At 74.1% G+C, this 22,789-nt stretch carries 20 protein-coding genes; 9 read left to right on the plus strand and 11 right to left on the minus strand.

The features are described from left to right. A partial coding sequence (locus tag ACSNN9_RS12855) for an NUDIX hydrolase (RefSeq protein WP_436673276.1) occupies positions 1-556 on the minus strand: 556 nt, incomplete at its 3' end. Positions 557-700: 144 nt separating this feature from the next. On the opposite strand from ACSNN9_RS12855, the gene ACSNN9_RS12860 reads away from it, so the two are divergent. Beyond that, positions 701-1,018, plus strand: a complete 318-nt coding sequence (locus ACSNN9_RS12860) for a PspC domain-containing protein (protein ID WP_436673277.1) — start codon at positions 701-703, stop codon at positions 1,016-1,018. Between the two features lie 7 nt (positions 1,019-1,025). Here ACSNN9_RS12860 and guaA read toward each other — a convergent pair whose 3' ends face one another. Then, the gene (guaA, locus tag ACSNN9_RS12865) at positions 1,026-2,579 is read right to left on the minus strand and encodes a glutamine-hydrolyzing GMP synthase (RefSeq protein WP_436673278.1); all 1,554 of its coding nucleotides are present in this window, start codon (positions 2,577-2,579) and stop codon (positions 1,026-1,028) included. A gap of 149 nt (positions 2,580-2,728) precedes the next feature. On the opposite strand from guaA, the gene ACSNN9_RS12870 reads away from it, so the two are divergent. Both ACSNN9_RS12870 and ACSNN9_RS12875 read left to right on the plus strand, forming a co-directional pair. Beyond that, positions 2,729-3,427 carry a bacteriorhodopsin gene (locus ACSNN9_RS12870; RefSeq protein ID WP_436673279.1) on the plus strand — a complete coding sequence of 233 codons (699 nt, stop codon included), beginning with the start codon at positions 2,729-2,731 and terminating at the stop codon, positions 3,425-3,427. Further along, a complete protein-coding gene (locus tag ACSNN9_RS12875; protein ID WP_436673280.1) occupies positions 3,405-4,517 on the plus strand; it encodes a Brp/Blh family beta-carotene 15,15'-dioxygenase in 1,113 nt (370 codons plus the stop codon). The genes ACSNN9_RS12870 and ACSNN9_RS12875 overlap by 23 nt, the downstream gene beginning before the upstream one ends. A 16-nt stretch (positions 4,518-4,533) precedes the next feature. Here ACSNN9_RS12875 and ACSNN9_RS12880 read toward each other — a convergent pair whose 3' ends face one another. After that, positions 4,534-6,231 (minus strand): FAD-dependent oxidoreductase, encoded by a 1,698-nt coding sequence (locus ACSNN9_RS12880; RefSeq protein WP_436673281.1) that lies wholly within the window; start codon positions 6,229-6,231, stop codon positions 4,534-4,536. Between the two features lie 134 nt (positions 6,232-6,365). Between ACSNN9_RS12880 and ACSNN9_RS12885 the strand changes: the two genes are divergently transcribed. After that, the gene (locus ACSNN9_RS12885; protein WP_436673282.1) at positions 6,366-7,496 is read left to right on the plus strand and encodes an LCP family protein; all 1,131 of its coding nucleotides are present in this window, start codon (positions 6,366-6,368) and stop codon (positions 7,494-7,496) included. Positions 7,497-7,562: 66 nt separating this feature from the next. Here the strand turns inward: ACSNN9_RS12885 and ACSNN9_RS12890 are convergent, their stop codons facing one another. The 4 genes from ACSNN9_RS12890 to guaB form a co-directional block, all read right to left on the minus strand. Then, positions 7,563-9,020: a M1 family metallopeptidase gene (locus ACSNN9_RS12890; RefSeq protein WP_436673283.1), complete on the minus strand. Its 1,458-nt coding sequence runs from the start codon at positions 9,018-9,020 to the stop codon at positions 7,563-7,565. A 165-nt stretch (positions 9,021-9,185) separates the two neighbouring features. Then, positions 9,186-10,595, minus strand: a complete 1,410-nt coding sequence (locus ACSNN9_RS12895) for a M1 family metallopeptidase (RefSeq protein WP_436673284.1) — start codon at positions 10,593-10,595, stop codon at positions 9,186-9,188. A 49-nt stretch (positions 10,596-10,644) separates the two neighbouring features. Further along, complete coding sequence (locus tag ACSNN9_RS12900) at positions 10,645-11,763, minus strand: GuaB3 family IMP dehydrogenase-related protein (protein ID WP_358080843.1); 1,119 nt, start codon at positions 11,761-11,763, stop codon at positions 10,645-10,647. 30 nt (positions 11,764-11,793) lie between these two features. Next, positions 11,794-13,356: an IMP dehydrogenase gene (gene guaB / locus ACSNN9_RS12905; RefSeq protein WP_436673285.1), complete on the minus strand. Its 1,563-nt coding sequence runs from the start codon at positions 13,354-13,356 to the stop codon at positions 11,794-11,796. A 186-nt stretch (positions 13,357-13,542) separates the two neighbouring features. On the opposite strand from guaB, the gene ACSNN9_RS12910 reads away from it, so the two are divergent. Beyond that, entirely contained in the window at positions 13,543-13,953 is a 411-nt protein-coding gene (locus tag ACSNN9_RS12910; RefSeq protein WP_357876117.1) for a DUF5319 domain-containing protein, read from the plus strand. A gap of 131 nt (positions 13,954-14,084) precedes the next feature. Here ACSNN9_RS12910 and ACSNN9_RS12915 read toward each other — a convergent pair whose 3' ends face one another. Then, positions 14,085-14,909: a response regulator transcription factor gene (locus ACSNN9_RS12915; RefSeq protein WP_436673286.1), complete on the minus strand. Its 825-nt coding sequence runs from the start codon at positions 14,907-14,909 to the stop codon at positions 14,085-14,087. A 252-nt stretch (positions 14,910-15,161) separates the two neighbouring features. Between ACSNN9_RS12915 and ACSNN9_RS12920 the strand changes: the two genes are divergently transcribed. Then, positions 15,162-15,545, plus strand: coding sequence for a WhiB family transcriptional regulator (locus ACSNN9_RS12920; RefSeq protein ID WP_089003203.1), 384 nt, complete (start codon positions 15,162-15,164; stop codon positions 15,543-15,545). Between the two features lie 105 nt (positions 15,546-15,650). Here ACSNN9_RS12920 and ACSNN9_RS12925 read toward each other — a convergent pair whose 3' ends face one another. From ACSNN9_RS12925 to groES, 3 genes are all read right to left on the minus strand, one after another. Then, positions 15,651-17,321: a molybdopterin-dependent oxidoreductase gene (locus tag ACSNN9_RS12925; RefSeq protein ID WP_436673287.1), complete on the minus strand. Its 1,671-nt coding sequence runs from the start codon at positions 17,319-17,321 to the stop codon at positions 15,651-15,653. A gap of 78 nt (positions 17,322-17,399) precedes the next feature. Continuing rightward, on the minus strand, positions 17,400-19,046 hold the full coding sequence (groL, locus tag ACSNN9_RS12930; protein ID WP_436673288.1) for a chaperonin GroEL: 1,647 nt from the start codon (positions 19,044-19,046) through the stop codon (positions 17,400-17,402). A gap of 70 nt (positions 19,047-19,116) precedes the next feature. After that, positions 19,117-19,431 carry a co-chaperone GroES gene (gene groES / locus ACSNN9_RS12935; protein WP_088998427.1) on the minus strand — a complete coding sequence of 105 codons (315 nt, stop codon included), beginning with the start codon at positions 19,429-19,431 and terminating at the stop codon, positions 19,117-19,119. Positions 19,432-19,680: 249 nt separating this feature from the next. Between groES and ACSNN9_RS12940 the strand changes: the two genes are divergently transcribed. The 3 genes from ACSNN9_RS12940 to ACSNN9_RS12950 all read left to right on the plus strand — a co-directional run bounded on the left by ACSNN9_RS12940 (position 19,681) and on the right by ACSNN9_RS12950 (position 22,774). After that, positions 19,681-20,919: a THUMP-like domain-containing protein gene (locus ACSNN9_RS12940; RefSeq protein ID WP_436673289.1), complete on the plus strand. Its 1,239-nt coding sequence runs from the start codon at positions 19,681-19,683 to the stop codon at positions 20,917-20,919. Positions 20,920-21,003: 84 nt separating this feature from the next. Continuing rightward, entirely contained in the window at positions 21,004-21,483 is a 480-nt protein-coding gene (ybaK, locus tag ACSNN9_RS12945) for a Cys-tRNA(Pro) deacylase (RefSeq protein WP_436673290.1), read from the plus strand. Between the two features lie 193 nt (positions 21,484-21,676). Beyond that, entirely contained in the window at positions 21,677-22,774 is a 1,098-nt protein-coding gene (locus tag ACSNN9_RS12950; RefSeq protein ID WP_436673291.1) for a sugar ABC transporter substrate-binding protein, read from the plus strand. Positions 22,775-22,789: the final 15 nt, after the last annotated feature.

Raw genomic sequence — 22,789 nt, forward strand, 5'->3', positions numbered from 1 at the left:
CCCGCCCGTCCGGGTCGGTCACCACGGCGTACGCGGCGAAGCGCTGGGCCCGGTGCAGCCCGTCGGGGCCGGGCACGGCGTAGAAGGAGGGGAACTCCGGCGCCTCGTCCGGAACGATGTCGGCGGACGAGGCGGGCAGGCCCAGGGCCCGCGCGGTGAACGACCGCAGCGGCAGCTCGCGTGCCTCCTCCGGGGTGAACCAGCGGGCCAGGTCGGTCGGCCGGTCGACCCGGTCGGCGAGCGTCCCGCCCCGCACGGAGACCTGGAAGATCAGGCGGTCGGTGTGGATGGTGATGCCCCGCTCCGGTAGCGCCCGCATGTCGGCGAGCACGTCGTGCAGGCCGGCGACGGTGACGGAGAGGCCGGTCTCGGCGGCGGTCTCCCGGACGACGGTGTGGTGCGGGTCCTCACCGTGGTCGACCGCCCCGCCGGGCAGCGACCACGTGCCGGGGGTGCCGGAGCGCTCCGATGCGCGGACCAGCAACACCCGGCCGACTGAATCAGCACAAACTGCGTATGCCGCGATCCTGCGGAGCGGCTCCAGCATGGTGGTCACGGGGCCAAATTCTCCCCGGCCCGGGTTACCTCCATCGAAAAGAGTCAGATTCCTGACTGAAAGCTCGCGTCTCAGGGGCAGGTCAGGGTAGGGATCCGGGCGGTCACCGAGGCCGGCCCGCCGACCGGGGCGGACCGTGGAGGCATGACCTACACCACCCCTCCCCGGCCCCCGTACAAGCAGCTCCGTCGCCCCGTGACGGACCGGATGATCGCCGGGGTCGCCAGCGGCCTCGGCCGGTACTTCGCCGTCGACCCCACCCTGGTCCGGGTGGTCTTCGCGGTCTCCGGCCTGCTCACCGGCGGGCTCGCGCTGCTCGCGTACCCGATCATGTGGTTCCTGATGCCCGAGGAGCCGGCCGACGCGCCCGCCTGGCCGCACCCGGCGCAGGCCGCGCCGCCCACGGTGGCACAGCCGACCGTGGCCCAGCCCACGCCGCCGACCTACCCGCCGGCGGCGTGAGGCGGGATCACTCCCACTCGATGGTGCCCGGCGGCTTGCTCGTCACGTCCAGCACGACGCGGTTGACCTCGGCGACCTCGTTGGTGATCCGGGTGGAGATCCGCGCCACCACCTCGTAGGGCAGCCGGGACCAGTCGGCGGTCATCGCGTCCTCGCTGGAGACCGGCCGCAGCACCACGGGATGCCCGTAGCTGCGGCCGTCGCCCTGCACCCCGACGCTGCGCACGTCGGCCAGGAGCACCACCGGGAACTGCCATACGCCCCGGTCCAGGCCGGCGGCGGTGAGCTCCTCCCGGGCGATCAGGTCGGCCTGGCGCAGCAGGTCGAGCCGCTCCCGGTCGACCGCGCCGATGATCCGGATGGCCAGGCCGGGACCCGGGAACGGGTGCCGCCAGACCATCGCCTCCGGCAGGCCCAGCTCCAGGCCGAGCGCCCGGACCTCGTCCTTGAACAGCGTGCGCAGCGGCTCGACCAGCGCGAACCTCAGGTCCTCGGGCAGTCCGCCGACGTTGTGGTGGCTCTTGATGTTGGCGGTGCCGGTGCCGCCGCCGGACTCCACCACGTCCGGGTAGAGGGTGCCCTGGACGAGGAACTCGACATCGCCGTGGGCGGCGATCTCCCGCGCCGCGGCCTCGAAGACCCGGATGAACTCCCGGCCGATGATCTTGCGCTTCTGCTCCGGGTCGGTCACCCCGGCCAGGGCGCCGAGGAAGCGCTCCTGCGCGTCGACCACCTTGAGCTTGATGCCCGTGGCGGCGACGTAGTCCTTCTCCACCTGCTCGGCCTCGCCGGCGCGCAGCAGGCCGTGGTCGACGAAGACGCAGGTCAACTGGTCGCCGACGGCCTTGTGCACCAGCGCGGCGGCGACGGCCGAGTCGACCCCGCCGCTCAGGCCGCAGATGACCTCCTTGTCGCCGACCTGCTCGCGGATCCGGGCGACCTGCTCGTCGATGATGTTCTCGGGCGTCCAGGTCGGCTCGATGCCGGCGATGTCGTACAGGAAGCGGCGCAGCATCTCCTGGCCGTGCGCGGTGTGCCCGACCTCCGGGTGGAACTGCACGCCGGCCCGGCGGCCGGCCACGTCCTCGAACGCGGCGACCGGCGCGCCCGCCGACTCGGCGGTCACCGTGAAGCCCGCCGGAGCCTCGGTCACGCAGTCGCCGTGGCTCATCCAGACCGGCAGGTCGTCCGGCAGTTCGCGCAGCAGCACCCCGGCCTCCGGGCGGGCGCGCAGGGGGGTGCCGCCGTACTCGCGGTTGCCGGTGCGGGCCACCGTGCCGCCGAGCGCCTGGGCCATCGCCTGAAAGCCGTAGCAGATGCCGAAGACCGGCACCCCGGAGGAGAACATGCCGGCGTCGATCTGCGGGGCGCCCGGCGCGTAGACGCTGGACGGGCCGCCGGAGAGGATGATCGCGGCCGGGTCCTTCGCCAGCATCTCGGCGACCGGCATCGAGTGCGGCACGATCTCCGAATAGACCTTGGCCTCACGCACCCGACGCGCGATGAGCTGGGCGTACTGGGCTCCGAAGTCCACCACGAGGACGGGGCGAGGCGTGCTCATGGCAGCAAATCCTACCGACGACGCCGCCGGGCCCCCCGCCGGTCCGCCAGGTGCCGGGGATCTGCCGCGCCAGCACCCGCCGCGGCGTCATTTGGCACGTATGCAGCTTTTAGCCCATATACGGTGGGGAAGTCGGCCGAGGAGTCAGCATGACCGAATGGTGGCTGTGGATGTACGTCGCCGCCATGGCGGGTGGGGTCGTCCTGTTCACCCGGTGGCGAGCGGACCCGCGGGGAGTCCCGCGCAGCGAGTACCGGGTCGCGATCGCGATCCCGCTCTGGTCCGGCTCCTGGTACCTGATGATGGCGCTGGGCGGCGGCCGGGCGGAGGTGGCCGGTCACACGCTCTACTGGGCGCGGTACGTCGACTGGGCCGTCACCTCCCCCCTGTTGCTGGTGGCCCTGATGCTGACCGCGACGCACTCCCTGCCCGGGCGCTGCTGGGGATTGACGAACATCCTCGTCGGGACGAACCTGGTGGTCTTCCTCTGCGGGCTGACCGCCGAGATCACGACGGACACCACGATCCGCTACACCCTGTTCACGGTCGGGGTGCTGGCCCTCATCGGGCTCTACGGCCTGATCTGGGGACCGCTGCGCGCCCACGCCCACCGCCAGCCGGAAGGGATCGCGGCGGTCTACACGGAGGCCGCCCTGCTGCTCAGCGTGCTCTGGGTGGGCTACCCACTGTTCTGGATGATCGGCCCAACCGGTGTCGGCCTGGTCAGCTCCGCCACCACCAGCCTGCTCTTCGTCCTGCTGTCCATCCTCACGAAGGTGGGCTGGAGCATCCTCGATCTCGGCCGGCTACGCGCACTGTCCGACCGTGGTCACCTCACCGTCGTCTGACCCGGCCACCGGGGCCGGCGCCCGAGTGCCGGCGGCGGACGGCCGCGCACCCGCCCGGACCCGACGGCCGCCGTCGCCCACGAACGGCGCGGCGGAGGGCCCGGGGCGGCCGGACCGGCTGCTGCGGCGTGCCGGGACCGCCTCGCAGCTCGCGCTCGGCGGGCTCCTGGCGACGTCGCCGCTGATCGGCGCCGCCGGGCTGGGCGACGCGCCCGCCTTCCTGGTCGCGGGGCTGCTCCTCGGGCTCCCGCACGGCGCGGTCGACCACCTCGTGCCCGCCTGGCTGTCGGCGCGCGCCCGGCCGCCGTCGGCGCGCGTGGCGCTGCTGGTGGCCTACACCGCCCTGGCCGGCGCCGGGCTGGCGGCCTTCCGGGCCGCGCCGGGCCCGGCGCTGGTCGGGTTCCTCGTCGTGTCGGTCGTCCACTTCGGCACCGCCGACGTGGCGTTTAAGGCCGAGCGGGACCGCCGGCCGGTCCGGGCGGGGGTGGCGGCCGTGCTCGCGTACGGCGGGCCGCCCGTGGTCGTCCCGTTGGCGCTGTGGCGGGACCAGGTCGACCCGCTGCTGGCGGCGGTGGCCCCTCGGGCACCGGCGCTGCTCACCGTCGAGGTACGGACGCTGGCGCTGGCCGCCGTGTTGTGCGCGGTCGCGGTCACCGCGGTCCGGGCCGTCCGCGCCGGCCGCGCCCGCGACGCCGTCGAACCCGTCCTCCTCGCCGGGCTGTTCGGCACGGTGCCGCCGGCCCTGGCCGTGGGGGCGTACTTCGCGGGCTGGCACTCGTGTCGCCACGTCGCCCGGTTGCTGCGGCACGACCCGCGCAACACGGTTGACCTGGCGGCCGGGCGGGTCGGACCGCCGCTGCGCCGCTTCGCCCGGCAGGCGGCGGCTCCGACGGTGGCGGCCGTCGCCGCCCTGGTCGCCCTGGTCACCTGGCCCGGCCACGGGGCGGACCCGCTGTCCGCGACGTTCGCCGTGCTGGCCGCGCTGACCGTCCCGCACGCGGTGCTGGTCGCCTGGACGGACCGACGCGGGCCCGGGCCCGCCCGCCGGACGGATCGACCCCGCCGGGGTCACCCGCACCGGACCGGCTGACCCCGCCGGGCCCTGGTCACATCCGCAGGGCGCCGGGGGCGTCGGCCGGCACCGCCGGGTGGCGCGGTGGCACCGGCTCCAGCCGGCGGTACGGCTCGCCGAGCGGCGGTCTCGGGTCCTCGTCGCCCTTGTTGGGCCAGAAGGACATCGCGCGTTCCGCCTGGGCGGTGATGGTCAGCGACGGGTTCACCCCGAGGTTCGCCGAGACCGCCGCGCCGTCGACCACGTGCAGCCCCGGATGGCCGAACACCCGGTGCCACGGGTCGATCACACCGTCGGCCGGGGTGGCGCCGATCACCGCCCCGCCGAGGAGGTGCGCGGTCATCGGGATGTCGAACGGCTCGGTCAGCGCGCCGCCGGGCGTACCGCCGATCTCCTCGGCCAGCAGGCGGGCCGCCTGGTTGCCGGCCGGGATCCAGGTCGGGTTGGGCGTGCCGTGCCCCGGCCCGGAGACCAGGCGCCGGCCGAACGGGCCGCGCCGCAGCCGGGTGGTCAACGAGTTGTCCGCCGACTGCATGACCAGGGCGATCACCGTCCGCTCGGACCAGCCGCGCACCGACAGCAGCCGGGCCGCCGTGCCGGGCTGGCGCAGCAGGGTTCCCAGCCAGCGACGGACCCGGTGCGGCCCACCGTCGACCAGCAGCGACTGGAGCAGCCCCATCGCGTTCGAGCCCCGGCCGTAGCGGACCGGCTCGACGTGGGTCTGCGGGTCGGGGTGGAACGAGCTGGTGATCGCCACCCCCTCGGTGAAGTCGAGACCGTCCGCGCGGGCCCGCCGGCGGGGCACCGCGGCGCCCAGGATGGCCTCGGAGTTGGTCCGGGTCAGCTCGCCGAGGCGGGGCGAGAGCGCGGGCAGCGCCCCCTCCGCCTTCATCGTGTGCAGCAGCCGCTGGGTGCCGAGCGCGCCGGCCGCGAAGACCACCTGGTCGGCGTGGAACACCTGCCGCCGCGCGCGCAGCCAGGCCCCGGTGCGCACGGTGTGCACCGCGTACCCGCCGCCGTCGGTGGGGCGGACCGCGGTGACCGTGGTCAACGGGTGCACCCGCGCGCCGAGCCGCTCGGCCAGCCAGAGGTAGTTCTTGACCAGCGTGTTCTTCGCGCCGTGCCGGCAGCCGGTCATGCACGCGCCGCAGTGCGTGCAGCCGGTGCGCTCCGGCCCCGCGCCGCCGAAGTACGGGTCGGCGGCCCGCTGGCCGGGGCGGCCGATGAACACGCCGACCGGGGTGGCGTGGTAGGTGTGGCCCACCCCCATCCGGTCGGCCACCGCCCGCATCGCCCGGTCCGCACGCGTGACGAGCGGGTACGTGGTCGCGCCGAGCATCCGCTTCGCCTGGTCGTAGTGGCGGGCCAGCTCGTCGCGCCAGTCGGTGACGTCGCGCCACTGCGGGTCGGTGTAGAAGGCGTCCAGCGGCTCGTAGAGGGTGTTGGCGTAGACCAGCGAGCCGCCGCCGACCCCGGCGCCGGAGAGCACCAGCACCCCGCCGCCGGCCTTCCGGTCGGCCGGGCGCAGCAGGGTGAGCCGTTGGAGGCCGTAGCAGCCGAGGCGGGGCGCCCACAGGAACCGCCGCAGCCGCCAGGAGGTCTGCGGGAACTCGTCGTCGGCGAAGCGCCGCCCGGCCTCCAGCACCCCGACCGAGTAGCCCTTCTCGGCCAGCCGGAGCGCGGTGACGCTGCCGCCGAAGCCGGACCCGATGACGAGCACGTCGTACCGCATGACCGCATCATTACCGCTCGGTAGCCATCGCGCCAGCGCCCGATTTTGCGGGATCATGCTCCGGTCCGCGATCCGGAGGCGCCCGCCCGCAACTCGGCGCCCCCGTCGGGACGTTGTCATCACGGGGGTGTCGCATGACTCAGCGGACAGGGGCGCCACGCCCACGATGGGTGCTGGGGCTGGCCGCCCTCGCGGCCGTGATCCTGGTGGCCGTGGGCGCCCTGGTGGTGACCCGGCTGGTCGGCGACGACGGGCCGCCGCGCGGGGTCGGGCCGACGGGCGCCACCGGGACGCCGCAGGCGAGCCCCACCCCGAGCCCGAGTCCGAGCCCGACCGTGCCGCCGGGCGCCGGCATCACCGGCCCGCTCAACCTCCTGCTCGTCGGGGTGGACACCCGGGTCAGCGTGCCGGGCTGGGAGCCGCACGGTGACGCGGTGCTGGTGCTGCACGTGCCGAAGGGCCTCGACCGGGCGTACCTCTTCTCCCTCCCCCGCGACCTGCTGGTCGACGTCCCCGCCTTCCCGAAGGCCGGCTACCGCGGCGCGAAGACCAAGCTCACCCACGCGATGAGCTACGGCAGCCGGGTGCCCGGCAAGCCCAAGCAGCCGAGCACCGCCCAGGGGTACGAGCTGCTGCGCAGCACGGTCAGCGGCTACACCGGGCTGCGCTTCGACGCCGGCGCGGTGCTCACCTTCAACGGCTTCGACCGGCTGGTCGACTCCCTCGGCGGCGTGGACCTCTACGTCGACCAGCGGGTGGTCTCGCTGCACCGCCGTCCCGACGGTCGGCACCGGGAGCCCGCGCCGGGCGGCGGGGGCTACGTCGGGCCGCAGATGGTGTACGAGAAGGGCGAGCGGCACCTCACCGGCTGGCAGGCGCTGGACTACGCGCGGCAGCGCTACATCACCGGCGGCGGCTACGCCCGGCAGCGCCACCAGCAGCAGCTGATCAAGGCGCTGGCCACGAAGATCCTCGACGAGGACCTGGCCCGGCAGCCGGAGCGCGTCCAGCAGGTGGTCGACGCGCTCGGCGACACCCTGGTCTACGCGGGCGGGCCGCGCGTCGTGGACGTCGCGTACGCCCTCGGCGGGCTCACGCCGGAGAAGTTCGTGCTGGTCGAGCTGCCCGGCGCGGGCGTCGGCCGGGGCAGCGCCTACCGGGGCGAGCAACTCACGCCGACCGGCCGGAAGTTCCTCACCGAGCTGCGCGCGGGCCGGGCGGACGCCTACCTCGCCGCCAACCCGAAGCTGCGCCTCACGCGCTGAGCGCCGTCGGCGTCACCGCGCCGAGCGCGTCGGCGGTGCCGCAAGGGCGGGGGCGCTGAGCGCCCGTCAGAGGCGCTCGGGGCGGGCGGGGCGCTCCGTGCCGTACAGCCACGCCTCGAAGAGGTCGTCGAGCTGCGCGCCCGAGACCCGCTCGGCCAGCGCGACGAACTCGGCCGTGGTCGCGTTTCCGTCGCGCTTCTGCGCCGCCCAGGTCTTCAGGATCTCGAAGAACACCCGGTCGCCGACGGCCACCCGCAGCGCGTGCACGGTCATCCCGCCGCGCTGGTAGACCGACTCGCTGAACAGGTTCGCCGCCCCCGGCTCGCCCGGCGGCGTCCGCCACACCTGGCCGGACGAGCCGGCGTACCGGGCGTCGAACTCCTGCTGGGCGGTGCGCCCGCCGTCGTGCTCGGCCCAAAGCCACTCGGCGTACGTGGCCAGGCCCTCGTTGAGCCAGATGTCCTGCCACCTCGCCAGCGACACGCTGTTGCCGAACCACTGGTGCGCCAGCTCGTGGGCGACCACGCCGGTGTTCTCGCCGCCGGAGAAGAAGCTCGCGGAGTAGACCGGGCGGCTCTGCGTCTCCAGGGCGTACCGGATGCGGGCGTCGGAGATCACCACGCCGCCGTACGCCCCGAACGGGTACGGCCCGAACACGCTCTCCAGGTAGTCGGCCACCTCGACCGTGTCGGCGATCGACCGGTCCGCCGCGCCCTCGGGCAGGTCGGCGGTGACCGCGTGGAACACCGGCCGCCCCTTGTGCTCGCCCTCGGTGATCCGGAATTTCCCGACGACCAGCGTGCTCAGGTAGCTCGCCATCGGGCTGCGCTCGGACCACTTCCAGGTGGTCCAGTCGCCGGCCGTGCTCTTTCCCGCCGGCACCCCGTTGCTGACCGCCGTCAGTCCCTTCGGCACGGTGATCTCGAAGTCGTAGGCGGCCTTGTCCGAGGGGTGGTCGTTGACCGGGAACCACGTGCTCGCCGACTCGGGCTGGCCGAGCGCGATGGCCCCCTCGTCGGTGTGCAGGAAGCCCCCGAGGCCGAGGGCCTCGTTGCGCAGCGGCTCCGGCTCGCCCTCGTACGCGATCTCGGCGACGAAGCCGTTGCCGGCGATCAGGCCGCGGGCCGGCGTGACCACCAGTTCGTCGCCCTTGCGGCCGTGCTTCGCCGGGGCCCCGTCCACCGTCACGGACCGCACGGTCAGCCCGGCCAGGTCCAGGTTGAACGCCGACAGGTCGCTGGTCGCCGCCGCCTGCACGGTGGTGGTCCCGGTGAGCCGGTCCTCCGCCGGGTCGTACCGCACCTTCACGGTGTAGCGGCTGACGTCGTACCCGCCGTTGCCGTAGGTCGGGAAGTACTCGTCGCCGGCGCCGGCCGCACCCGCCTTGAACTGGCGGCCGGGCGAGGCGGCGGCGGGGGTCGGGCCCGCGGCCGGCTCGTCGGCCGACCCGCAGCCGGCCAGCCCGAGCGTCCCGGCCAGCAGCAGGCCGGTGCCCGCGCACAGCGTCCGCCGCGACAGCGTCATCGCCTCGTCCCCTCCCTGCGCCACCGGCTGCCCCACCGGCGACCGTGGTGGACCGCTCGCGACCGGCCGGTGCCGCCCGCCCGGGTGCGCACGGAGGCGACGGGGCGGGCGGGCGGTGCGGTGCCGCGTCCGGCCGCAGCCTACCGAGCGCCGACGGAGGCCGCGTCAGGGCAGTGCGGGGGCGCTCCCGCCGACGAGCCAGGCGTCGAAGAGCGGGCGCAGGGGCTTCCCGGCGACCCGCTCGGCCAGCGCGACCAGGTCGTCGGTGGTGGCGTTGCCGCCGCGCCGCTCGGCGGTCCAGGTCCGCAGGATGCGGAAGAAGGTGTCGTCGCCGACCGTGCGGCGCAGCGCGTGCACGGCGAGCGCGCCGCGCTTGTAGACGGCCGACCCGAACAACCGGGACCGTCCGGGGTCGACGGACGGTCGGGACCAGTCGGTCGCCGCGTACTCCGACTCGAAGTTGCGCTGCGCGGTGCGACCGCCGTCGTGCTCCTCCCACAGCCACTCCGCGTAGCTGGCGAAGCCCTCGTTGAGCCAGATGTCGCTCCACCGGCTCAGCGCCACGCTGTTGCCGAACCACTGGTGGGCCAGCTCGTGCGCGACCACGCCCAGGTTGGGCCGCCCGCTCCGGAAGAAGCCCGGCCCGTAGACCGGTCGGGACTGGGTCTCCAGCGCGTAGCCGATCCGGCCGTCGGTGACCACCACGCCGCCGTAGGAGTCGAACGGGTACGGCCCGAACCGGCTGGCCAGGAAGTCGGCGATCTCGCCGGTGCGGGCCAGCGAGGCGGCCTCCGGCCCGGTCGCCGGGAGGCTCGCCGGCACCGCCGTGACCATCGGCCTGCCGGCGTGCGTGCCGCTGTGCACCCGGTAGTCGCCGATCACCAGGGTGGTCAGGTAGCTGGCCATCGGCGCCCGCTCGGCCCAGCGCCAGGTGGTCCAGCCGTCGGTGCTGGACCTCTCCCCCGGCACCCCGTTGCTCAGCGCGGCCAGCCCGTCCGGGACGGTCACCTCGATGTCGTACGTGGCCTTGTCGGACGGGTGGTCGTTGACCGGGAACCAGGTGGCCGCCGACCAGGGCTGGCCCAGCGCGATCGCGCCGTCGTCGGTGTGCAGGAAGCCGCCGCTGCCGAGCTGCCCGTCGGCCCTCGCCGCCGGCACGCCGGAGTAGTCCACCTCGACGGTGAACCGGGCGCCCCGGGACAGGCCGTCGCGCGGGGTGACCACCAGCTCGTCGCCGTCGCGGGCGGACCCGGCCGGCCGGCCGTCGACGGCCACCCGTGACACGTCCAGCCCGGCGAGGTCCAGGTTGAACCGGGACAGCCCGGTGGTCGCGGTGGCCGTGAGCGTGGCCCGCCCGGCGAGCCGGTCGGTCGCCGGGTCGTAGCGGACGGCGAGCCGGTAGCCCGCGACGTCGTAGCCGCCGTTGCCGGCCCCCGGCACGTACGGGTCGGCCAGGTCGGCCGCCCCCGGCCGGAAGCCGCCCGGCTCGTCGCCGTCGGTGCAGGCCGCGAACGCCAGGGCCGCGACGACGGCGACGGCGAGCGCGGGGCGGAACCGACGGTGGGTACGACGCACCGGCCGAGCCTATCGGCGCGGCCGGTGCGGGTGGTGCCGCTTGCGCAGGTCAGCGGTCGAGGACCAGGCCGACCTTCTGGAACTCCTTGAGGTCGCGGTAGCCGCACTTGGCCATCGCGCGGCGCAGCCCGCCGAAGAGGTTGAGCTGGCCGTCCGGCTCGTCCGCCGGGCCGAAGAGCAGCTGCTCCATCGAGCCGAGCGGCTCGCCGGCGGTCTCGAACGCGCCCCGGGGCAGCGACGGGTGGCTGGCGGCGGAGTGCCACCAGGCGCCACCGGCCGGCGCCTCCGCGCAGAGCGACAGCGGCTCGCCGAGCATCACCGCGTCGGCGCCGCAGCCGAGGGCCTTGGCGATGTCGCCCGAGGTCTGGATGTCGCCGTCGGCGATCAGGTGCACGTAGCGGCCGCCGGTCTCGTCGAGGTAGTCCCGGCGGGCCGCCGCGGCGTCGGCGATCGCGGTCGCCATCGGCACCCGGATGCCCAGCACCGACTCGGTGGTGGACCACTCGTCGCCCCCGATGCCGACGATCACGCCCGCCGCGCCCGTGCGCATCAGGTGCAGCGCGGTCTTGTAGTCGGTGCAGCCGCCGACGACGACCGGGAGGTCCAGGTCGGCGATGAACTCCTTGAGGTTGAGCGGCTCGTCGGTGGTCGAGACGTGCTCGGCGGAGACGATGGTGCCCTGGATGACCAGGATGTCCACGCCGGCGTCGAGGATCACCGGGGCCAGCGCCAGGGTGTGCTGCGGGGAGACCCGCACCGCCACCGTGCCGCCGCCGGCGCGCAGCTCGCGGACCCGCTCGGCGATCAGGTCGGGGCGGATCGGCTCCGCGTACACCTCCTGGAGGCGCTTGGTGGTGCGGGCGTCCTCGTCGAGCCCGGACAGCTCCTCCAGGACCTTGGTCGGGTTCTCGTAGCGCGTCCACAGGCCCTCGACGTTGAGCACGCCGAGGCCGCCCAGCTGGCCGAGCCGGACGGCGGAGGCCGGGCTCATCGTCGCGTCCGAGGGGTGCCCGACGCAGGGGATGCCGAACTGGTAGGCGTCGAGCTGCCAGGTGGTGGAGACGTCGTCGACGTCCCGGGTCCGGCGGCTCGGCACGATGGCGATGTCGTCCAGGTGGTAGCCGCGCTGCGCGGTCTTGCCCAGCCCGATCTCGACCACGTCACGCATGGGGGACTCCAGTTGTCGCAGGGGGGATGGTCAGCGGGAGTGGTAGTTGGGCGCCTCGACCGTCATCTGGATGTCGTGCGGGTGGCTCTCCTTGAGCCCGGCCGCCGTGATCCGGATGAGCTGACCGCGGCGGTGCAGCTCGGGGATGCTCTCCGCGCCGACGTACCCCATCGCCGCGCGCAGCCCGCCGGTGAGCTGGTGGGCGACCGCGGACAGCGGGCCCCGGTAGGGCACCTGGCCCTCCACGCCCTCGGGGACCAGCTTGTCCTCGGCCAGCACGTCCTGCTGGAAGTAGCGGTCCTTGGAGTAGGACTTGCCCTGGCCCCGGGACTGCATCGCGCCGAGCGAGCCCATGCCCCGGTATGCCTTGTACTGCTTGCCGTTGATGAAGATCAGCTCGCCGGGGCTCTCCTCGCAGCCGGCCAGCAGGCTGCCCAGCATCACCGTGTCGGCGCCCGCGACGAGCGCCTTGGCGATGTCGCCCGAGTACTGGATGCCACCGTCGCCGATCACCGGGACGCCCGCCGGCCGCGCGGCGCGCGCGGCCTCCATGATCGCGGTGATCTGCGGTACGCCCACCCCGGCGACGATCCGGGTGGTGCAGATCGCGCCCGGCCCGACGCCGACCTTCACGCCGTCGGCGCCCGCCTCGACCAGCGCCCTGGCGCCGGCGTAGGTGGCGACGTTGCCGCCGACGATGTCGATCGTCACGTCCTTCTTGAGCTGGCGGACCATGTCCAGCACGGCCCGCTGGTGGCCGTGCGCGGTGTCCACGATCAGCACGTCGACGCCCGCGTCGACCAGCGCCCGGGCCCGCTTGTAGGCGTCGTCGCCGACCCCGACGGCGGCGGCGACCCGCAGCCGGCCGGCGTCGTCCTTGGTGGCGTTCGGGTACTGCTCGCTCTTGGTGAAGTCCTTGACCGTGATCAGCCCGCGCAGCCGGCCCGAGTCGTCGACGATGGGCAGCTTCTCGACCTTGTGCCGGCGCAGCAGGTCGAGGGCGTCGTCCTTGCGCACCCCGACCGGGGCGGTGACCAGCGGGGTGCGGGTCATGATCTGGTGGACCGGGGTGGCCGGGTCGGAGACGAACCGCATGTCGCGGTTGGTGACGATGCCGACCAGCTGACCCTCGCCGTCCACGACGGGCACGCCGGAGATGCGGTAGCGCCCGCAGAGGGCGTCGACGTCCCGCAGGGTGTCGTCGGGGCTGGCCGTCACCGGGTTGGTGATCATGCCGGACTCGGAGCGCTTCACCAGGTCGACCTGGAGCGCCTGGTCCTCCAGGGAGAGGTTGCGGTGCAGCACGCCGATGCCGCCCTGGCGGGCCATGGCGATCGCCATCCGGGCCTCGGTCACCGTGTCCATCGCGCTGGAGAGCAGCGGGATCGACAGTTCGATGTTGCGGGTCAGCTTCGTCACGGTGTTGACCCGGCTGGGCACCACGTCCGACTCGCCCGGCTGGAGCAGCACGTCGTCGAAGGTCAACCCGAGCGGGACCACCCGGGCGGAGCCGGCGGGCAGCTCCGGCAGGTGGCCGCCCAGTTCGCCGCTGTCGGCGCCGGTCGGAAGATCGGTGCTGGGCGAAAATTCCACGATTGCTCCCCTGAGCTGCTCGGACGGGCTTCAGCGAGGTGGCGCGGGCGGGCACCGGCACACGCCGGGTGACGGGCGCGTCGTCCCATCGTACCCACCGACCTGGGCCGCCCCCGGCCGGTGGCGGCCCAGGTCACCGGTGGCCGGGGGCGGACGCGGCACCGGCGTTGGGTCTACGGTGAGGGGGTGCACGACGAGCCCATCGACCCCTTCAACGGCGACCCGGCCGATCCGGCCGCCGGCCTGCACGATCCGGGCGACGACGCCCCGCTCGACCCGCTGACCGACGTCGAGCGGCAGGACGTGCTGGAGGATCTCGCCGACCTGGAGATCTACCAGGCGCTGCTGGCACCGATCGGGGTGCGCGGGCTGGTCATCGAGTGCGAGGACTGCCGGGAGCCGCACTACTTCGACTGGGACCTGCTGCGGGGCAACCTGCGTCACCTGCTCAGCTCGGGCCGCCCCCGGGTGCACGAGCCGGCCTACGACCCCGACCCGGACCACTACGTCACCTGGGACTACGCCCGCGGCTACGCCGACGGGGTGCACGACACCCTGACCGAGGGCGCCGACGAGGAGCCCGAGCCCGAACGCTGAGCCGGGCCGGGTGCGGCTCGGGCCACCCCGCCCGGCTCCGCCCGTCGGTGCCGCTCCGGGTGCGGCACGCGGTTGCCCGCCCGGCTCCGCGCGCCGAGGGCTCTCGGCGCCCGCGTCCGGAGGGGTACGGCTCAGGCCACCAGGCCGGCGCGGAAGCCGGCCGCCACGGCGTGCGCGCGGTCCCGGGCGCCGAGCTTGCGGAACAGCCGCCGGGCGTGGGTCTTCACCGTGTCCTCGGAGACGAACAGCTCCCGGCCGATCTCGGCGTTGCTCTTGCCCTCCGCCATGCCCAGCAGCACCTGGAGTTCGCGTTCGGTCAGCCCGACCTGGGACCGGCCGCCGCGCGGGCCCGACCCGCCCCGCCGCCCCGGGGGCGCGGCCTCCGCCGGCTCGTCGGCGGGCTCGGCGGGGTCGTCGCCGCGCTGCGCCGGCACCACCGTCGGGGCACCGCCCGCGCCGTCGGGGGTCGCCGTCGACCAGGTGGGACCCGGCTCGGCCGGCGACCGGCCGGCCTGGGTGGTACGGACGGGACCGCCGACCGCCGCGGTGTCCCGGGCCGGGTCGGTGATCGGGCGCCGGGCCGCCCGGCCGGGTGCGGAGAGCAGCAGCAGGGCCTTGGCGACCGCGCTGGTCAGGTCGTGGTCGACGCCCTGGATGAGACCCCGGGCGCCCGCGCTGATGGTGGCGGCGGCCGCCTCCGACTCCTCCGTGCCGAGCAGCAGCACGGAGGCCTGCGGCGCGCGGGCGAGCACCCGCCGGACGAAGCCCGCGCTGTCCGGCCGGGTGAGGGCCGTGTCCGCGAGCACCACGTCGGCCGGGCGCTCGGCCAGTCGCAGCATCACCTCGGGATCGGAGACGGCCGTCCGCACCGCGGCGGACAACCCGAGCCGTGCCGCCGCGGATGCCAGATGCTGCGCCGCGAGCGGTGTCCGAACGCACACGAGAACCGTACGCACAGTGGTCTCCTCTCCGCCCAGAAGCAGACCATGACCGGGTCGGGTCGCGAGGGGGTTCGGGCAATCCCCCGAACTTTTCCGACAAGTGGGGCATATGCCGCCACTTGCCGGAAGTTTTCGATCACAGGTGTGTGAGCGGGCGACGGCCCGGGTACGGAGGTGCCAGGCCGGAAACGGCGCGCCTGCGCGGACCGTCGCCCGGACGCCGATTCACCAGGATCTGCGCGGTGCCGCGCGGGAGGAGGGGTGCTGATGTCGAACGTACGCAGACTGCCCGGACCCATCGTCGACCTCTGGGACTGGCAGCGGCTCGGTGCCTGCCGGGGCCGGGACAGCGCGCAGTTCTTCCACCCGGACGGCGAGCGCGGCTCGTCCCGCCTGCGCCGGGAGTCCGGCGCCAAGGCCGTCTGCCGCGCCTGCCCGGTCCGGGCCGAGTGCGCCGCCCACGCCCTGGCCGTCCGCGAGCCGTACGGCGTGTGGGGCGGATTCAGCGAGTCGGAGCGGCTGCGGCTGCTCGCCGTCGGCTGGGAGGACCTCGCCGACCGCCGCCAGAGCCGGGTCGACGTGGCTCGCCTGGAGGCCCGCCTGGGCCAGCCGCACCGGTCGACCGTCCCCGCCCAGCGCAAGATCGCCTGAGCCGGCCGCCCTCGAAGACCACACCGACGCCGCGTCCCCGCCCGGGGACGCGGCGTCGCGGCGTTCCCGGGCGTGGCACCGCTCCCTGCAACGCGGTAGGGGCATTCAGCGCACCGTCACGGTGACGCGGTGCCAGCCGGTGGCGCCGTCCGGGGCGACCGCCTGCCGTCGCCCGGTCTGCGTCTCGCCGGTGGCGTCGGTCGCCCGGACGGAGAGGGTGTGCTCGCCCGGGGTGGCGTCCCACCGCCAGGACCACTGCACCCAGGTGTCCACCGAGACCACCGCGGCCAGCTCCGCCTCGCGCCACGGCCCGTCGTCGACGCGTACCTCGACGCGGCGGATGCCGCGGTGCTGCGCCCAGGCCACCCCGGCCACCGTCACGGCGCCGGCGGTGAGCCGGTTGCGCGGGCGGGGCGTGTCGATCCGCGACTGGGTCTTCACCGGCCCCTGCGCCGACCAGCCGCGCGGCACCCAGTACGCGTCGAAGTCCGCGAAGCTGGTCAGCTCCAGCTCGGTCACCCACTTGCAGGCCGACACGTACCCGTAGAGGCCGGGCACCACCATCCGCGCGGGGAAGCCGTGCTCCACGGGCAGCGGCTCGCCGTTCATCCCCACCGCCAGCAGCGCGTCCCGCCCGTCCCGGAGCACGGCGGTCGGCGTGCCGCAGGTCCACCCGTCCACCGAGCGGCCGACGACCTGGTCGGCGCCGTCCTCCGGCCCGGCCTCGTCGAGCAGCTCCCGGATCGGCACGCCCAGCCAGCGCGCGTTGCCGACGAGGTCCCCGCCCACCTCGTTGGAGACGCAGGCGAGGGTGACGTACCGCTCGACCATCGGGCGGGCGAGCAGGTCGGCGAGGCTCAGCTCGATCTCGTTGCGCACCCGGCCGTGGATGCGCAGCCGCCAGGTCTCCGGGTCCACCTGGGGCACCACCAGCGCGGTGTCGATCCGGTAGAAGCCGAAATTCGGCGTGACGTACGGGGCGAGCTGGGTCAGCGACAGGTCCGCCCCGGCCGGCACCGCCGGCGCGGGCGCCGCCGGCGCGGGCAGCACGACCGCCTCCCGGGCCGCCGACACCCCCCGCCGGCCGGCGAGCCAGCGACCGCCGAGCCCGGCCACCCCCGCCGCGCCGACCAGGAGTCCGGCCCCGGTCAGGAACCGGCGCCGCGACGCCGGGTCGCTGGACTCCAACGGCTGCGGGGTCGCTGCGACGGCCGGCGACGTGGGCGCTTCGGCGAGCGGCTGCGGCGACGCCTCGGCGACCGGCGACGTGGGCGCCTCGGCGGCCGGCGACGCGGTCCGTCGGGCGGGCGGTGGCGTGGGCGGGGTCCAGGGCCACGGGTCGAGTTCGAGCGGGCCGGCGACGAAGGCCCAGAGCACCGCCGCCCCGAGCCCGGCGCCGACCAGCGAGGGCAGCGCGTCGGTGGGGCCGGCGCCGGCCCGGGTCACGGCGGCTGCCACACCCAGGGCGGCGAAGGCCGCGATGCCGGCGAGGCCGATCGCCAACCGGCGCAGCGACAGCACGCCGAGCAGCGCGGCGAAGGCGGCGAGCAGCAGGCCCGTCCCGACCAGCAGCGCGATCTTGTCGTACGTGCCGAAGAGGGCGATGCCGAGCTTCTTGAGCGGCTCGGGCACCGTGTCGACCACGAGCCCTCCGACGGCCACCAGCGGCGCCGAACGGGGGCCGGTCAGCACCGCCACCAGTTCGGCGGAGCCGATCGCCACCGCCGCGGCGGTGACCCCGGCCAGGGCGGCGTAGCCGCGCGTCGTGCTGCTCATCGGGCCAGTGTTTCCGATGCGCCGGCCGGCCGGTAGTCGCGCCGGCGCCCGGAAAGGCGTCGGGGCGTACGGCGAGGGTCAGAAGCCCGGGCCGTGCTGGTGGCCGTGGCCGTGGCTGTGGCCGTGACCACCGGCGGCGGCCGGCTCGGCCTTCTCCGGCTTCTCCACCACGAGGCTCTCCGTGGTGAGCAGCAGGCCGGCGATCGACGCGGCGTTGGTGACCGCGTTGCGGGTCACCTTCACCGGGTCGAGGATGCCGGCCTTCGCCAGGTCGACGTACTCGCCGGTGGCGGCGTCGAGGCCGTGGCCCCACTCCTTGCCGGCGACCTTGTTCACGACGACGTAGCCGTCGTGGCCGGCGTTCTGCGCGATCCAGCGCAGCGGCTCGACCAGCGCCTTGCGCACGATCGAGACGCCGACCTTCTCGTCACCGGTGAAGCCCAGGTCGTCGTCGAGCGCCGGCAGGATCTGCACCAGGGCGGCGCCGCCGCCGGGGACGGTGCCCTCCTCGACCGCGGCCTTGGTCGCGGCGATCGCGTCCTCGATGCGGTGCTTGCGCTCCTTCATCTCGACCTCGGTCGCGGCGCCGACCTTGATGACCGCGATGCCGCCGGAGAGCTTGGCCAGCCGCTCGGCGAGCTTCTCCCGGTCCCAGTCGGAGTCCGAGGCCTCGATCTCCTTGCGGATCTGCGCGACCCGGTCGGCGACCTCGCTGGACTTGCCGCCGCCGTCGACGACCGTGGTGTTCTCCTTGTCGACCACCACGCGCCGGGCGGTGCCGAGCACCTCCAGGCCCACCTGGTCGAGCTTGTAGCCCAGCTCGGGCGCGACCAGCTCGGCGCCGGTGAGGATCGCCATGTCCTGGAGCATCGCCTTGCGCCGGTCGCCGAAGCCGGGGGCCTTCACCGCGCAGACCTTGAGGGTCTTGCGGATCGAGTTGACCACCAGCGTCGACAGCGCCTGGCCGTCGACGTCCTCGGCGATGATCAGCAGCGGCTTGCTGTTCTGGAGGACCTTCTCCAGCAGCGGCAGCAGCTCCTCGATCGCCGAGATCTTCTGGGTCGTGATCAGGATGTACGGGTCCTCCAGGACCGACTCCTGCGACTCCATGTCGGTGACGAAGTTGGGCGAGATGAAGCCCTTGTCGAACTGGAGACCCTCGGTCACGTCCAGCTCGGTGTGCAGGGCGGAGCCCTCCTCGACGGTGATGACGCCGTCGCGGCCGACCTTCTCCATCGCCTCGGCGATCAGCTCGCCGATCGTGGCGTCCTGCGCGGAGATCGTCGCGACGTGCGCGATCGACTTCTTGTCGGCGACCTCGACCGCGCGGCCGAGCAGCGCCTCGGAGACCTTGGCGGCCGCCGCGTCGATGCCCCGCTTGAGGCCGGCCGGGTTGGCGCCGGCCGTCACGTTGCGCAGGCCCTCGCGGACCATCGCCTGGGCCAGCACGGTGGCGGTGGTGGTCCCGTCGCCGGCGACGTCGTTGGTCTTGGTCGCCACCTCCTTGACCAGCTGCGCACCGAGGTTCTCGTAGGGGTTGGTGAGCTCGATCTCCTTGGCGATGGTCACGCCGTCGTTGGTGATCGTGGGCACACCGAACTTCTTGTCCAGGACGACGTTGCGCCCGCGCGGGCCGAGGGTGACCTTGACCGCGTCCGCGAGGGCGTTGACACCGTGCTCGAGCAGGTGCCGGGCGTCGTCCGAGAAGCTCAGGATCTTCGCCATGAATGTCCCTTCGAAGCGACGTCGCCCCGGCCCGGCGAGCCGGACCGGGGCCACGACACTGATCGGTTGCTTACTTCTCGATGACCGCGAGGACGTCGCGGGCGGAGAGCACCAGGTACTCCTCGCCGGCGTACTTGACCTCGGTGCCGCCGTACTTCGAGTAGAGGACGGTGTCGCCGACCTTCACGTCGACCGGCACGCGGTTGCCCTTGTCGTCGATCCGGCCCGGGCCGACAGCGAGGACGGTGCCCTCCTGCGGCTTCTCCTTGGCGGTGTCGGGGATCACGATGCCGGAGGCGGTGGTGGTCTCGGCCTCGTTCGCCTGGACCACGATGCGGTCCTCGAGCGGCTTGATCGCAACCTTGGTCGCGGTAGTCACGGGCATACCCTCCTGGGGTACTGGTTTCGTTACCGGTCGGCGAGCCGACCGGCGTCAATCTGCCACATGCCACCGGGCGGGGCCGTCGTCGCGGGTGCCGGTCCGCCTGGCGTTCAGCGCCCGGGCCACGAGGCCCGGAAGCTGGCACCCTCAGGGCGAGAGTGCTAATCGCAGGTTATTCCTCGGCTAGCACTCCGTCAAGGAGAGTGCCAACCCGCCGCCCGGCGCGTCGGGTCCGCGGACCACAATGACCGGGTGGATCTCGACCAGCTCGCCGCCCTGCGTACGCCCGAGGGGTCGGCCGCGCTCGACGCGGCCGCGCGGGTGGCCGGTGGCGACCCGCTGACCGCGGCGGCCGCGCTCCGCTCGGCCGGACTGCCGGCCGGGCTGGCGTCGGCCGCGCTCACCCAGGCCGAGCTGCGGCGCCGGGCGGTCGGCAAGTTCGGGCCGGCGGCGGCCGGGATGTTCCTCACCCGGGCCGGGCTGGAGCAGGCCACGCGCGGCGTCGTCGCGGCGCGGCGGGCCGACCGGCTGCGGGCCGCCGGGGTACGCACCCTCGCCGACCTCGGTTGTGGCCTCGGCGCGGACGCGCTCGCCGCCGCCCGCGCCGGCATCCGGGTGTACGGCGTGGAGGCCGACCCGGTGACCGCCGCGATGGCCGCCGCGAACGCCGAGGCGGCCGGGCTGGCCGAACTGTTCACGGTGGAGTGCGGCGACGCCACGGCGTTCGACGTGAGCCGGGTCGACGGGGTGTTCTGCGACCCGGCGCGCCGCAGGGCGGGCACCGGGCGGCGCATCTTCGACCCGAACGCCTACTCGCCGCCCTGGGACTTCGTGGTCGCGCTGGCCGAGCGGGTGCCGCACACCGTCGTGAAGGTGGCGCCCGGCATCGACCACGCGCTGATTCCGGCGGGTGCCGAGGCGGAGTGGGTGAGCGTCGACGGCGACCTGGTCGAGGCGGCCCTGTGGTGCGGCGAGCTGGCGCAGGTGCCCCGTCGGGCCACCGTGCTGCGGGGCAGGGAAGCGCCCCCGGGCGACGCCTCCGGCCACGCCGGGGACCCGACCGGCTCCGGCGGCTGCCATCAGTTGACCGGCTCCGGCGACGCCGAGGCCCCCGTCGGCCCGACGCGCCGCTTCCTGTACGACCCGGACCCCGCGGTGGTCCGCGCGCACCTGGTCGCGGAGCTGGCCGACACCCTGGGCGCGACGCTGGCCGACCCGAGCATCGCCTACCTCCACGCGGACGCCCCCGTGCCGACGCCGTTCGCCCGTTGCCTGGAGGTCACCGACGTGCTGCCGTTCTCGCTCAAGCGGCTGCGGGCGCTGCTGCGGGAGCGCCGCGTCGGGCGGGTGGAGATCCTCAAGCGCGGGTCCGCGCTGGAGCCGGAGCAGCTCCGGCGGGACCTGCGGCTGGCCGGGGGCGAGGCGGCCAGCCTGGTGCTGACCCGGGTCGCCGGGGCGCCGACGGTGCTGCTCTGCCGACCCCTCGGGTAGCGCGCGGGACCGTTGCGCGCCGGCGTCGGCCGTCCGGCCCTTTTCGCCTCGCGGGTCGCGCGGGGCCGGGTTAGCTTGACGGTCATGGCGGGACAGGGCACTCCGGCGACCGCGCTGCTGACGAAGCGGAAGATCGCCCACAGCACCCATCCGTACGACGTCTCCCCGGACGCGCCGAACTACGGCGCGCTGGTCGCGGCGGCGCTGGGGGTGCCGCCGGAGCGGGTGTTCAAGTCGCTGGTCGCCGAGGTCGACGGCGCGCTGACGGTGGCGGTCGTGCCGGTCACCGGCGAGCTGGACCTCAAGGCGCTCGCCGCGGCGGTCGGCGGCAAGCGGGCCGCGATGGCCGACCGGGCGGCGGCCGAGCGGGCGACCGGGTACGTGCGCGGCGGGATCAGCCCGCTGGGCCAACGTCGGCGGCTGCCCACCGTGCTCGACTCGTCGGCGCTCGGCCATCCCACCGTCTACGTCTCGGCGGGGCGGCGCGGCCTCCAGCTCCAGCTCGCCCCACAGGATCTGGTGACGCTCACCGGGGCGGCCACGGCCCCGCTCTCCGCCCGCTGAGCTGCACCGCTCCCGCCCACGCCCAGAGAGCGCTCCCTCGCGGCCGACGGCCGGGTGTCAGGGACGTTGCTGAATTGTTACTGCCGACAACAAACTCGCGACCTCGGCGCTCTTGTGCCCACGGCGCGAAGCGGAATACGTTGCCGGACACAACAAACCAACATCATCCCCCACCCCCGAAAGGACCCTGCTGATGCGCAAGGGCTTCCTCACCTTCGCCGCCGTGGGCCTGCTGGCCACCGGCGGCCTGACCGCCTGCGGCGACGACTCCGGTTCCGAGGCCGGCGGCTCCACCGAGAAGAAGCCGAAGATCGGCGTGATCCTGCCGGACAGCAAGTCCTCCGCCCGCTGGGAGGGCGCGGACCGCAAGTTCCTGGAGGAGGCGTTCAAGGCCGCCGGCGTCGACTACGACATCCAGAACGCCCAGGGCGACAAGACGGCGTTCCAGACCATCGCCGACCAGATGATCACCAAGGGCGTCACCGCCCTGATGATCGTCAACCTGGACTCCGGCACCGGCAAGGCCGTGCTCGACAAGGCCAAGTCCCAGGGTGTGGCGACCATCGACTACGACCGGCTCACGCTGGGCGGCTCGGCCACCTACTACGTCAGCTTCGACAACGAGGTCGTCGGCAAGCTCCAGGGCGAGGGCCTGAGCAAGTGCCTGACCGACAAGGGCGCCAAGAACCCGGTCGTGGCCTACCTCAACGGCTCCCCGACCGACAACAACGCCACGCTGTTCAAGAACGGGTACGACTCGGTGCTCAAGCCGAAGTTCGACTCGAAGGAGTACACCAAGGGCCCGGACCAGAACGTTCCGGAGTGGGACAACACCCAGGCCGCCACGATCTTCGAACAGATGCTGACCCAGACCGGCGGCAAGATCGACGGCGTGCTCGCCGCCAACGACGGCCTCGGCAACGCGGCCATCTCGGTGCTGAAGAAGAACAAGCTCAACGGCAAGGTCCCGGTGACCGGCCAGGACGCCACCCCGCAGGGCCTGCAGAACATCCTCGCCGGTGACCAGTGCATGACCGTCTACAAGGCGATCAAGGAGGAGGCGAAGGCCGCCTCGGACCTGGCCATCGCGGTGGCCAAGGGCGAGAAGAAGGAGACCGGTCAGACGGTCAAGGACCCGCAGAACGGCCGGGACGTCCCGGCGGTGCTGCTGACCCCGAAGCTGATCTTCAAGGAGAACGTCAAGGACGTCATCGCCGACGGCTTCGTCACCAAGGACGAGGTCTGCGCCGGGGCGTACGCCAAGCTCTGCGCCGACGCCGGCATCAGCTGACCCGTACCCGATTCC

Source organism: Micromonospora sp. URMC 107 (genome assembly GCF_051386315.1).
In the GTDB taxonomy this organism is placed as follows: domain Bacteria; phylum Actinomycetota; class Actinomycetes; order Mycobacteriales; family Micromonosporaceae; genus Micromonospora.